Genomic DNA, 12,718 nt, shown 5'->3' with positions numbered 1-12,718 from the left:
GGTTCGCGGGCATCGTAGCGCACCCTTCGGCAGCGCAACCATGTCAGACGACCGGGGGAATCCCACCCGTGTGCCGCGGCACACGCACCGATTCCTACTTGATCCGGCTCTGAAGGACCGGGACCAGCCTGGACAGCAGTGTTTGTTCGGAGCTCGATGTCCAGTTCCGGATGGCGGAGACGGTGATCGGGTCGTCGACGGGGATCACGGTCGCGCGGGATCCGGTGATCTGGAAGGGGAGGCCGAGAAGGCCGCCGCCGCCGGCTTTCGCGTCGCTGCGAACGGCGAGGATGTAGCTGTCTTCGGCGGTGTTGAAGCGGTCGGAGGAGTTGGCGACCGGGCGTGGGGATGGTTCTTCGCCGGTCTTGGTGTAGTTGAAGTTGTAGATGAGACCGAGGTCTTCGAGGAACTTGGTGGGGAGCGTGCCGCCGAGGTAGGTCGCGATCTTGTTTTCGGCGTCGACATCGACCATCAAGACGGTCTTGCCTGCGAAGGTGGGGTTGGCCGCTCGGGCCTGCTCGATCGGGCTGCCGGTCGCTTGGGCGGCCGTGGTCGGGGCCGGAGCCGAGGTGGGAGAGCCGCCGCTGGATGCCCAGATTCCGATCCCGGCGGCGACGGCGACGACGGCGGCCGGCGCGCCGAGCGATAGCGCGAGCTTGCGCTTCGAACTCTTCGGCGCGCCAATGGGGTTCGCCGGGCCATGGGCCGTGAACGCTTCTGTGCGGGCCGAACTCGACCACTGCGTCGGTGTCTGGACCGGATAGGTCGGTGACGTGTGGTTGCCGGTGGGATTGGATCCGGGGACGAGCGCGGCGGCGACGGCGTCGGTGAATTCCCGGCAGGTGGCGAAACGCTCGTTCGGATTCTTCGCCATCGCGCGGGCGATGACGTAGTCGATGGCGGGCGGCAACCCGGGACGCACGCTGGTCGGGCGCGGTGGCGGCTCGTGCAGGTGACCCATCATCACCATGGCCGGTTGTGTTGCGGGGTAGGGGTTCTGGTTGGTCAGGAGCTTGTAGAACGCGCAAGCCAGGCTGTAGATGTCGGCGCGGTGATCGAGGTGGCCGCCGGAGAGCTGCTCCGGGGGCGCGTAGGCGATGGTCGCGAGGAAGCTGCCGGTCTGGGTGAGCTCGGAGGCGTCGTCGGTCGACTTCGCGACGCCGAAATCCGTGAGCAGCACGCGCTCGTCGTCGCCGTAGGTTTCCGACAGCAGGAAGTTCGCCGGTTTGACGTCGCGGTGCAGCAGGCCGCGGTGATGGGCGAAGTCGAGGCCCTTGCCGACCTCGGTGGTGATGCGCAGCGCGCGCAGCGGGGTCATGGCGTGCGGGTCGCGCGCGAGTTCGGCCGCGGCGTCGGTGCCTTCGACGAACTGCATCGCGATCCAGAGCTGGCCGTGCTCTTCGCCGCGGTTGTAGACCGAGACGATATTCGGATGGTCGAGTCCGGCCGCGAGATTGGCTTCGCGCTCGAACCTGGCACGGAACTCGGGGTCACGACTGAGCTCGGCGCTGAGGATCTTGAGCGCGTCGGTGCGCGGCAGGCTCGGGTGATCGGCCAGATAGACCGAGCCCATGCCGCCTGCGCCGATCTTGCGGACGATTCGGTAGCCACCGACGATGGTGCCCGGGCTCATCGTCATCTCTCACAATCTCCTGATTCGTTGCTGCGCGTCACGTCAACGGCTGTTGGCGAAGACGGCATACTGTGCCGCGGCCTGTTGCTGGGCGTCGAGAAGCTGTCCACTGGTGACTATTCCGACGTACTGGTGGTAGGCGACTATGCAGCTGAAGCGCTTTTTCGCGCTGAGCGGCTTGTTCTCCACGCAGGCGGAATCGGGAAGGTTGGGTGGGGGTGCGACGTCGGCGATGGTCGGCCAAGGGAAGAGCTTCTCGGTGACCGCTCGGCGCGCCGACTCGGCGTCGCCGGTGCGGATGCCGATCGCGCTCCAGGACAGCGCCACCTGCTGGGCGTTCATCTTCGTGAGCTGCTGATCGAGGTACTGGCGGTCGTCGGGCAGTGGGCCGCCGGAAGAGTGCAGAGCCCCCTGCTTGCCGGTCAGCTGAAAGGTGTCGGCCTCGGGGCGTGTGGTCTGGTCCGGGTTGAGGGTGCGCATCAGGATGTGCTCAGGGTCCCAGGGCAGCTTCATGATCTGTTCGTCGGTCAGCGGCATGGTCTTGGCCAGCGCCTCGATCTGCTTGGTATGGGCGGTCTCGGCGAGAGTGGTGAGTGCGGGCAGATCGGGGGTCGCCACCGAGAGCAGAAAGGCGATCACATAGGGCCCGTGCGGGAGCAGGGTGCGCAGGAAAGGTGAATCCGGGCGCCAATGTGACAGGGCCGCAGGATATTTCGACAGCGTCACCGGCTGGTTGCGACCCTCCTGGGCGGCCATGTCGGCGTCGTAGAACTCCTTGGCCGCCGCGGTCGCCCGATCGGCATCGGGGAACTGGAAGATCATCGTGGTGGCGGTGAGCGGGTTGCTGTCGTTCTTGGTCGGCCAGCCGAGGCTGGCGGTGACAGTGGTGTCCTTCATCGCTCCGCTCGACTGGAAGCCGTAGAGGAGGTTGTGCTGCTTCGCGATGGCCGACGTCGCGAGGGAGTCGCCGAGTTCATCGGGCATCAAACCGGGTTTGTGGAAGCCGGCCCGGTTGCCGTAGATCATCCGCGGGTCGATGTCGTTGGCGGTGATCGTGTAGTCGGCGATCCGCATCGCCGCGATCTTGTACATGTAGTAGAAGGCGGGCACGGGATCGTCGTCGTGGGCATTGGGCGGTTCGGTGGGATACGAGCCGACATCGAGAGTGCGGACGTCGATCTCTCCGGGTACTCCGGTGCCGGGCACGGTGGAGCCGCAGGCCGTCACGACGGTTGTCAGCAGGCCGGCGAACAGGATGGTCGCGATGCGCTTGGTCATGCGGCGTTCACCAGCAATGCGTACTGGGCGGCGATGCGCTGCTGGACGTCGAGGAGCTGGTGGGACCAGACATAGGCCGCGTAGCGGTCGTAGGAGACCGCGCAGTAGAAGCGGATCGCCAATCTTTCCCTGCCGATGTACTCCTTGCAGCGGGCGCTCGGCAGGTTCTTCGGCGATTCGACGGTGGTGAACTTGCGGGTCAGGCCGCCGATCGTGTCGCGGACCGCCTGGGCAGCCGCGATGTCGCGGGCGCGGTACACGTCGGCGCCATCGTTGGTGTACAGGTCGACGCCGTTGGCCTCGATCATCGCCTTCCGTTCCACCGGTCCCGAGGAGAAGTGGACGGAGGTCTGGCCCGCGTACACACCAGGCGGTTCGATCCACGAATCCTCGCGTGGGCGAGACGCCGTGCGGCCGAGCATTCCCTCGCGGTCGCGCTGCAGTGTCATCAGCTGGCCGGTGGGGGTCGGGGTGAACTTCGCGACCGAGGGCACGATGGTGTCGAGGCTCTTGCGGACCAGGTCGAGCAGCGCCTGTTTGTCGACCTTGTTCAGCCAGATCTTCAGGTAGTCGAAGAACCAGGTGTAGATGACGAGATGGCCGGTGGCATACCAGGAACCGATGGACTGCTGGTCGGGCTGCCAGTGTGCTTTCGCCGCGGGGTAACCGGGGATCTCGATCGGCTGATTGTTCGGCGCGTAACCGAAGTCGAGCTGTTCCAGCGCGGTCGCGGCGGCGGTGGCCTGCTGGGCGTTGGGGAAGATCATGATGGCATTGACCATGTCCATGCCCATGTTGTCGGGTTCTGTCTGCGCGGAGCTCACGAATCCACCGATGAAGTCGGGTGCGATCTCGGCGAACCGGTCGACCGCCATGATCTTGCCCAGTGACGCCTCGGGATCGATGAACACCGAGGCCATGAACGGGCTGGGATTGACGAAGCGCGAATCGATGTCGAAGGGGGCAGGGATGAAATCGCCGAGCCGCTGGGCTTCGACGAACCGCGCCTGATCCATGTTCGCGACCACCCCGACCTCGCGCGGTTGGGTCGCGTAGCCGCCGACGTCCAGGGTCGCGAGGTCGACCGGAGGGTCGGTAGCCGTCGGGTTTTCACTGCCTGTTCCGCAGGCTGCGACGACAGTCGTCAGCAGCGCGGCCGCCAATGCGGCACAGACTCCTCTGGTGGCTCGCAACGCGATCATCCCTCCCCGGAAACGACATTCGGCGCGATACTACGTCACCGAATCAGTTCCGGGGCGGGCGAGTAGGGTCACAAACTGTTCGCGAGCAGGGCGTATTGGGCGGAGATCTTCTGGCGGACATCGGGTTCCTGGTCGGAGCTCACGATGCCCAGATAGCGCTTATACGGCACATAGCAGCGGTATTTGTATTCCTCTTCGGCGTCGCCTTGATTGTTGAGTTGCAGGCATTTGGCGCCGGGGATATCGGCGGGGGCGGGGAGGGTGTCGTAGTGGCCCGCGGTGTCGATGAGGCCGTTCATCAGGGCCTGGGCGGCGGCGAAGTCGCGGACGCGGGTGACGGAGCCGCCGTCGACGAGGGCGATGTTCTCGGCGCCGGTGGAGTCGACGAGGCGCTGGCGTGCGGCCTGGTCGTCGGCGTTGTTCACCAGGTGGGCCGGGCTGTAGACGGCGAACGAATGCTGGTCGGGATCAAGGCCGGCGCGGTCCTTGACGACGGCTCTGGCGAGCAGGCGCTCCTGGTCGATCGGGAGATCGCCGAGTTTGCCGAAGGGGGTGGGGGTGAACGTGCCGAGCTGGGTCAGCGCGGCGGCGAGGGTCTTGTCGACCCAGGCGGTGAGGTCGGCGGAGTCGGCGCGTGGTCGCTGGATGAACAGCGAGATCACGAAGTCCTTGTGCGCAAGGAACGCGCCGATCGTCGGGACGTTCGGACGCCAATGCACGTAGGCCTCCGGGTATTTGGTGGAGGCGAGCTTGCGGTTGTCGGGGGAGACGGCCAGGTCGACGTCCTCGAGTTCCCTGGCGGCGAGCGTGGCCGAGGCGGCGTCGGGGAACCGGAAGACCGCGGTGGTGACGGCGGTCGCGTCGGACGCGGGACGCTTCTGGCCGTCCGGATCGGGTTTGTCGGAGCCGAGCGCGGCATAGCCGGTGACGAATTTGCGGTTCTCCAGAACGGGTTTGGAGACGTTGGCGACGAAGTCGAGCGCCCGCTCCACATCGGGGACGACCGTGCCGCCGCGGCCGTACGACAGCGACGAGTCGATCCGCACGGCGGGAACCACCGCCGCCGACATCCGGGTTCCCTCGACGAGCGCGCCCTCGCTGCCCGCGGTGTCGTCGTAGCTGTGCCGGTCGATGGCGTAGGTGCCCGTTTCCAGGCCGCGCACATCGGGTTCGGCGGCGACCGGTGTGCCGCTGACCGCACAACCGGTGAGCGCGGCGGCCATCGTGGCGCAACAGAGTGCGGACGCGATCCGGATCTTGGTCGAATAGATCATCACAGGCCCTCGAGTTCCTCCCCGCTGTTCCATTGAATTTACCGGACAAACGATGGCCAGGGGGTTCTGAACTGTCCGACATCTTCCGTGACCAGGTGTGATCGGACGTGTGCAAGCCTGGCGCGGATGGTCTCGATTGCTGGCGCGGACCGAAACATGTCCTACCTGTCTGGCATGGTGATCGGTGTTGGTGACCGGCAACGAAACCCGGGGAAGGTGATCACTGGTGGCCCGGTTCGACCTCCCCGACGGATCGACCGTGCAGGCCTACCGCTTCGCGCTCGACCCGACCCCACAACAACTCCGAATGATCCGATCACAGTGCGGTGCATCCCGATTCGCGTTCAACCACATGCTCGCCCTGGTCAAAGCTGTGGTGGATCAACGAGCCGCCGAACGCACCTACGGCATCGCTGACGCCGATCTGACTCCGTCGATCGGCTGGTCGCTACCGAAACTTCGGAAGATCTGGAACCAGCGGAAGCATCAGCACGCGCCGTGGTGGGCCGAGAATTCAAAAGAGGCTTACAACACCGGACTCGACGCCCTCGCGAGGCCTGGACAGCTGGGCCAGCTCCCGCACCGGCCATCGGGCAGGTAAGCCGGTCGGGTTCCCGAGGTTCAAATCCGTCCGGACCCGGCGGTCGGTTCGGTTCACCACCGGAGCGATCCGGGTCGAACCCGACCGTCACCACGTCGTTCTGCCACGGATCGGACGGCTCAAAACCCACGAATCCACCCGCAAACTCGCCCGCCGAGTCGAGGCGGGAACCGTACGCATCCTGTCAGCGACTCTGGCGCAGGATTCACGTCACCGCTGGTATGTGTCGTTCCAGACGCTTGTCGCTGCCAAGTCCCGCCCCGAGCATGCACACAGGTCACCGCACCCGGTGGTCGGGGTGGACGTCGGCGTCACCGCTGATGCTCTGCTGGTGATCGCTACCTCTGACGGCAGGGAGGTGGGACGGGTTCCGGCGCCGAAACCACTGACTGCTGCGCGTGTCCGGTTGCGGGGGTTGCAACGCCGGGCGGCTCGTCAGCACGGTCCGTATGACCCGGTGACGAAAACCCGGCGGCAACCGTCGAAACGATGGCAGGCCACCACAGGACGGATCGCCCGAACACACGGGCGGGCCGCGGCGATCCGTCGGGATGCTTTGCATAAGGCCACCACCGTGCTGGCGCAGCAGCATCGGGTGATCACGGTGGAAACGTTGAACGCGGCCGGGATGCGGTCGGCCGGTGGTGCCCGGAAGAAGGGGTTGAACCGCGCGCTCGCTGACGCGGCCCTGGCCCAGGTCCGTCAGCTGTTGGCGGACAAGACCCGCTGGTATGGGTCGGTTCTGGTAGAAGCCGATCGGTGGTTTCCGAGTTCGAAGACGTGTTCGGGGTGCGGTGGGCGAAAGCCAAACCTGACCCTCGCCGACCGCGTCTACGAATGTGAATCTTGTGGTTTGTCGATTGATCGTGATCGTAATGCCGCGATCAACCTCGCCCGACTCGGCGACACCCAGGCCGACCGCCTGGGTGCACAGGGTCCCGCCGGCAGTGGGTCGGTGGCTGGACGTGGAGCCATCCAGGAGACCGAGCTCGCGCGAGCGGGCAACGCAGGAGGCTGTGAAACGTCAACCCGGCACAACACCATTCGTGGTGTTGGTGAGGCCGGGACCGTCGTCTCGGAAGGGACGGCTGCCTGATGGTGTGTGGATTCACGTCCGCTCACCCAAGGCAACAGACCTAAGTGGGCGGGTTTGCCATAGTCTGGAGTACATGGCGACGACCCTGCTGCGCGGTTCCGGTGGAGGCCGATACCTGTGAGGGATCGGCAGGTCGAAGTTGTGCTCGGAAGTCATGCGGTCGCGCGCGTCGCGGGCGCGGTGATCGTGGTCGCCCATCGCGGGCACGGCAGGCTCACCCCCGATGACACCGCGGCGGTCGCGCTGGAATCGCTGGCCGAGCTGGTGCGCGCCGCCGCCGAGGACGAACCGGCCGGTCCCGGTGCGGTGGTCGCGCGGGAGGCGACCCGCTGGCTCATGAAGTACGCCGAACAGATCTCGCCGGGCACGCCTATCGATTTCGGGGTGCTCTCGGCCGCGGCCAACGGCGGGGTGGCGATCTTCCTGCACGGCGCGGTCACCGCGGTGCTCGCCGGCGACGGCACCACCGAGTACTACCGGGGCAGCGACGCCGCGTTCACCGTCGACCGGGTGGCGTCCGAGCCGGCCAAGGCGGTCGCGCTGTTCGTCGACGACGCCAAGGGCCGCATCCCCGACCTGCCGCCGGAACGCGGCGTGGGGTGGCTGGTCGAAGGGATCGCGCAGGCCGGTGGCGCGGTCGTGTGGTCCAACGGAGTGCGGTCGCGGGTCCGCACGGCCGAGCCAGCGGGCGAGACGCGCAGGCCGCCGCCACCGACCGCCCGGATCGATCGGGAACCGCGTCCCACGCAGGCGGATTCGCGTCCGGCCGAACCGCCCGCTACCGGCATGCAGCCCGCGACGTCGATGATGGACGCGGCGACCAGCGCGACCGGCCCGGCACATTCGGCGGTCGGCCCGTATTCGGTTGCGCCACCCGCCGATCCGCACAATGCCGAGACCCGGCTCGCGGGCACCAACCCAGCGCCCGAACCCGACCCGGACCTGCAGCGACGCCTGGAGGCGACCGCGCGGTCGACGGTGCTCACGGTCAAGGTGATGGGATTCAAGTGCGCGCGTGCGCATCCCAGCGATCCGCGCTCGGCGTTCTGCACCGTGTGCGGCATGCCGGTCGACCAGACCCAGGCGCTCGCCGAAGTGGTACGCCCGCCGCTGGGCATGCTCGTCCTCGACGACGGCATGACCTACCTGCTGGCCGCCGACGCGGTGATCGGCCGCGACCCGGAGAACTCCGAGGCGGCCCAGCGCGGCCTCATCCCGCTGCGTGTGGACGACACCTCCGGCGGTATGTCGCGGGCGCATGCCGAAGTGCACCTGGTGAATTGGGACGTCCAGCTCATCGACCGCGGGTCGACCAACGGCACCCGCTCCCGCCTGCCCGGCTACCGCGACTGGGTCCGGCTCACGCCCAACCAGCCGATGGTGCTGATCCCGGGCACCGAGGTGATGATCGGCAACCGGGTGCTGCGGTATGAGCCCGCCGCGCCGCCGCCGTTCGGTTGATCGGCAGGACTGGCGTATTCGTGCAATCCGCCGTGTGCCGGTCAGATATCTGACTGGACGACGTCGAATTGCACGATTTCGCCGGGACTAGCTATACCGCGACAAACACGTCGTCTCACCGTTGAGAACCCCCGCCCGGAACGCGTCCACACGCGAGAACCCGCTCGGAACGGTATTCCCCTCGGCATCGCTGGCAGCCAGACCATCCGTGAGCAGCCCGGACACCGCTTCGTCGAGGTCGCCCGCGGAGAGCTGGATGTCGCCCTGGGCGGCCGGACGGCCGGGCTGGGCGAGCTTGCCGGTGACCACGCCGGACAGGCAGGCCGCCCGCAGGCCGGTCTTCGCGCCGGTCAGCTGCTGACCTTGGCTGCGCTGGACGGCGAGGGTGTAGCGCGAGATGAACACGATATAGCCGTTGTAGTCGCCGCTGACCTTCACCGGGAGCGGGCCGTCGTCCTCGGTGTCGACCGAGCCGCGTTCGGCGAGGCCGGGCACATCGGTGGCGATGACGTTCTTGGCGGGGCAGTAGGTGACCGGTTCGGTGACCGCGCCGTCCTTGCAGTCGATCCGGGCGCCGGAGTAGTCGTAGGACGGAGCGTCGCGGACCGGCAGGATGGCTTGCAGCGCCTTGCTCAGTTCGACCAGGTTGGCCTGGGAGACCGGGAACTCGCCGCGGCCCTGATCGCCGGAGAAGCTCTGCGGCAGATTGCCCCGGCGCTGGTCGATCTCCTCGTCGTCGATGCCCTTGCAGCCGCGCGGGCCGTCGGTGAAGCCGATCTGCACGGCGGTGACCCGCTCGAACGCCGAACCGTGCACGCTCTCGGGATCGTCGGGGTCGGAGTCGCGGATCGAAACGGTCGCGGCCAGAACGGAATTCAGGCCGTCGGAGGTGTTGATGGTGAAGTGCTTCGATTTGCCCTCGGCGACGTGCCGCATGAACGCGCCGGCGAAGCAGTCGGCCTGCTGTTCCTTGACCAGCACCGGCGTCTTCTTGGTGACGAGCTTGGCCATGGTCTGGATGGCGTGCCCGTACTCGTGGGCAAGCACCATGACCACCGACATCTTCCCGAAGGTCTCGGTCATGGTCGGCAGCAGCATCGCGCGGTCCCAGCCGATGGAGTTGTCGCTGCGGCAGTAGGCGGCGTTGACCAGGTGGTAGGTGGTTTCCTTGCAGAACTCGATCGCCTGGTTGCGGGAGGCGCGGGCGTTCCAGGAGATCAGTTTCTCCACCGGCTCGAAGGTCTCGCCGCGAAACTCGGCGCCGAACACGGACTGCCAGTAGGCCTGGATGTCGTCGATCGCGTTGAGCGCCAGCGCGTCGACCTCACCGCCGTCGCCATTGGACGCGGTCAGCGTCGAATCGGGGACTCCCGGTCGCGGCCCGTTCGGCCCGCCGGTCGTCGGCAACCCCGCCACCTGGAACGGGTCGTCGTAGATCGAGACACCGTGGCCATCGATCGCTCGCGTGCAACCCGCGCTCAGCAGTGCGCATAGCACGGCAGTGATCGCAACGAGCACTTGGCCTTTCATCTATTCCCCCTGGTCGGCCGGATACGGGTCGCCGGATCGGGACAGCAAGCCGTCTCGGGGGCACCGCCGATGTCCGGGCGATGGCATAGTATCCGCTCCATGTCTTCACCGGGGGCGCAGACCATCACCGTGCGCCATGATGGAACCGAACGAGTCTTCGAAGCGAGCCAGCAGATCACCATGGGCCGTGCGCCCGAGGTCACTCTGTTCGTGGACAGTCCGCTGGTATCGCGCGTGCACGCCACTCTGCGCTTTCAGAACGGAGCCTGGGTACTCGCCGACAACGGCAGTACCAACGGCGTTTTCGTCGACGCGCGCAAGCTGAGCCAGCCCGTGTCGATCGACCGGCCCACACAGGTGCGTCTGGGGGACGCAATCAGTGGACCGCTGCTGCATCTGGTGCCTGCCGCGCCCGCCTCGCGCCACGCCGCCACCATGGTGGCGGCGCCGTCGCAGCCGCAGCAGCATCGCCCGCCGCAGCGTCCGCAGCAGCCCTTCCCGCCGCAGTCCAGACCGACCCCGCACCAGCAGCCGCAGTTCACGCCCACCTCGCAGTTGCCGTCGCAGCCGATGGCGCCGCAGGACAACATCAACATGACCCGCCGTGCCGACTCGTCGATGCTGCCGCCGGTGCGCAAGGCGGCCTCGACCGAGCCGGTCGCGCGCGGTGACCGCATCCCGCCCGGCGGCCTGAGCATCGGCCGTACCTCCGACAACCAGATCGTGGTGAACGATCCGCTGGCCTCGCGCCAGCACGCGCGCCTGGTGTCCTCGGCCGAGGGGCTGGTCATCGAGGACCTCGGGTCGGCCAACGGCACGTTCGTCAACGGTCATCGTCAGCAGCGCACCGTGCTGCGCGAGCGCGACATCGTCACGATCGGCAATATCGACTTCGTCGTCACCCAGGGGGCGCTGGCGCATCGGCAGAAGCCGGTCGCGGAGCTCGGCCTGACGGTGCACGGGGTCGGCTTCACGGTCGAGGGCAACAAGCAGCTGCTCGTCGATGTCAACATGCAGGCCGGGCGTGGCACGCTCACCGCGCTGATCGGCCCGTCGGGTGCGGGCAAGTCGACGCTGTCGAAGCTGATCGCGGGCAGCACCCAGCCCTCCGGCGGTGTGGTCACCTTCGAGGGCCGCAACCTGCACGCCGAGTACGAGGCGCTGCGCTCCCGCATCGGCATGGTCCCGCAGGACGACGTGCTGCACCGCCAGCTCACCGTCCGCCAGGCGCTCGGCTTCGCCGCCGAACTGCGGCTGCCGCCCGACACCACCAAGGCCGACCGGCAGCAGGTGATCGACGGTGTGCTGAAGGAGCTTTCGCTCACCCAGCACGCCGACACCCGCGTCGACCGGCTCTCCGGTGGTCAGCGCAAGCGCGCGTCGGTGGCGATGGAGCTGCTCACCGGCCCGTCGCTGCTGATCCTGGACGAGCCGACCTCGGGTCTCGACCCTGCGCTGGACCGGCAGGTCATGCAGATGCTGCGCGAACTGGCCGACGCCGGTCGCGTGGTCATCGTGGTGACCCACTCGGTGGCCTGCCTGGACATGTGCGACCAGGTGGTGCTGCTCGCGCCGGGTGGCAAGACCGCCTTCGCCGGTCATCCCGGCGGCGTCGGCGCCGCGCTCGGCACGTCGGACTGGGCGGAGATCTTCGCCAAGGTCGCGGCCAACCCGGACCAGGCCTTCGCGGCCTACCGGTCCAGGCAGGCGTACGTGCCGCCACCGCCGCCACCCCAGCCGTTGCAGCGGGGCAACGCGGGCGCGCCGCCGCAATCGAGCGGGATGCGCCAGTTCAGCACCCTCGCGCGCAGGCAGTTGCGGCTGATCTTCGCCGACCGCGGTTACCTGGCGTTCCTCGTGGTGCTGCCGTTCATCCTCGGCGCGTTGTCGCTGGTGGTGCCGGGTACTGACGGTTTCACCGAGGGCCCGCTGATCGCCCAGCCGGACGGTTCGTTCGCGCGGTCCAGCGGTGGTGAGGCACAGCAGCTGCTCGTGGTGCTCATCCTCGGCGCGTGCTTCATGGGCGCCACGCTCACCGTGCGTGACCTGGTCGGTGAGCGGTCGATCTTCCACCGGGAGCGCGCGGTCGGCCTGCTGCCCTCGGCGTATCTGATGGCCAAGATCGTGGTGTTCAGCGTGACCGCGTTCCTGCAGTCGGCGGTGCTGGTCGGCATCACGCTGATCGGCAAGAAGGCGCCGCCGGAGGGCGCGCTGATCCCGAACGGCAGCGTCGAGCTGTACCTGGTCATCGCGATGACCGCGGTCTGCTGTGTGGTGTTCGGTCTGCTGATGTCGAGCCTGGCCAAGTCCAACGAGCAGGTCATGCCGATGCTCGTGGTGATGATCATGGTGCAGCTGGTGATGGCGGGCGGTCTGATCCCGGTGACCGACCGGGCGGGCCTCGAGCAGGTGTCGTATCTGTTCCCGTCGCGCTGGGGTTATGCCGCCGGCGCGTCGACGGTGGATCTGCGCGAGCTGGTCATCGGTGCACAGGAGGACGCGCTGTGGGAACACAAGCCGGGCATCTGGATTCTCGACATCGTGCTGCTCATCGTGATCACCTCGATCCTGGCGGCCATCACCTGGAGCCGCCTGCGCCTGAAGAAGTCACAGGCATGAGGGATCGCAAGGTCAGGGCCATAT

Annotated in this window: 9 protein-coding genes; 4 read left to right on the top strand and 5 right to left on the bottom strand. The window is 67.4% G+C overall.

Features of this window, described 5'->3' with window-relative positions:
- Positions 1-94: 94 nt before the first annotated feature.
- From ACWF82_RS14195 to ACWF82_RS14180, 4 genes are all read right to left on the bottom strand, one after another.
- A complete protein-coding gene (locus ACWF82_RS14195; RefSeq protein ID WP_452501233.1) occupies positions 95-1,639 on the bottom strand; it encodes a serine/threonine-protein kinase in 1,545 nt (514 codons plus the stop codon).
- 36 nt (positions 1,640-1,675) lie between these two features.
- A complete protein-coding gene (locus ACWF82_RS14190) occupies positions 1,676-2,911 on the bottom strand; it encodes a DUF7373 family lipoprotein (RefSeq protein WP_452501231.1) in 1,236 nt (411 codons plus the stop codon).
- Complete coding sequence (locus tag ACWF82_RS14185; RefSeq protein ID WP_452501229.1) at positions 2,908-4,113, bottom strand: DUF7373 family lipoprotein; 1,206 nt, start codon at positions 4,111-4,113, stop codon at positions 2,908-2,910. The genes ACWF82_RS14190 and ACWF82_RS14185 overlap by 4 nt, the downstream gene beginning before the upstream one ends.
- Before the next feature lie 68 nt (positions 4,114-4,181).
- Positions 4,182-5,387: a DUF7373 family lipoprotein gene (locus ACWF82_RS14180; protein WP_452501227.1), complete on the bottom strand. Its 1,206-nt coding sequence runs from the start codon at positions 5,385-5,387 to the stop codon at positions 4,182-4,184.
- 226 nt (positions 5,388-5,613) lie between these two features.
- On the opposite strand from ACWF82_RS14180, the gene ACWF82_RS14175 reads away from it, so the two are divergent.
- From ACWF82_RS14175 to ACWF82_RS14165, 3 genes are all read left to right on the top strand, one after another.
- The gene (locus tag ACWF82_RS14175; RefSeq protein ID WP_452501225.1) at positions 5,614-5,988 is read left to right on the top strand and encodes a helix-turn-helix domain-containing protein; all 375 of its coding nucleotides are present in this window, start codon (positions 5,614-5,616) and stop codon (positions 5,986-5,988) included.
- Positions 5,873-7,084 carry an RNA-guided endonuclease TnpB family protein gene (locus ACWF82_RS14170; RefSeq protein ID WP_452501428.1) on the top strand — a complete coding sequence of 404 codons (1,212 nt, stop codon included), beginning with the start codon at positions 5,873-5,875 and terminating at the stop codon, positions 7,082-7,084. The genes ACWF82_RS14175 and ACWF82_RS14170 overlap by 116 nt, the downstream gene beginning before the upstream one ends.
- 117 nt (positions 7,085-7,201) lie before the next feature.
- Positions 7,202-8,545 carry an FHA domain-containing protein gene (locus ACWF82_RS14165; RefSeq protein WP_452501222.1) on the top strand — a complete coding sequence of 448 codons (1,344 nt, stop codon included), beginning with the start codon at positions 7,202-7,204 and terminating at the stop codon, positions 8,543-8,545.
- Between the two features lie 87 nt (positions 8,546-8,632).
- Here ACWF82_RS14165 and ACWF82_RS14160 read toward each other — a convergent pair whose 3' ends face one another.
- Complete coding sequence (locus tag ACWF82_RS14160; RefSeq protein ID WP_452501220.1) at positions 8,633-10,075, bottom strand: metallopeptidase; 1,443 nt, start codon at positions 10,073-10,075, stop codon at positions 8,633-8,635.
- 99 nt (positions 10,076-10,174) lie between these two features.
- Between ACWF82_RS14160 and ACWF82_RS14155 the strand changes: the two genes are divergently transcribed.
- A complete protein-coding gene (locus ACWF82_RS14155) occupies positions 10,175-12,694 on the top strand; it encodes an FHA domain-containing protein (protein WP_452501218.1) in 2,520 nt (839 codons plus the stop codon).
- Positions 12,695-12,718 lie beyond the last annotated feature (24 nt).

It is taken from the genome of Nocardia sp. NPDC055053 (assembly GCF_053608285.1).
The sequence above is the reverse complement of the archived record's forward strand: the minus strand, read 5'-3'. Positions and strand labels throughout refer to the sequence as shown.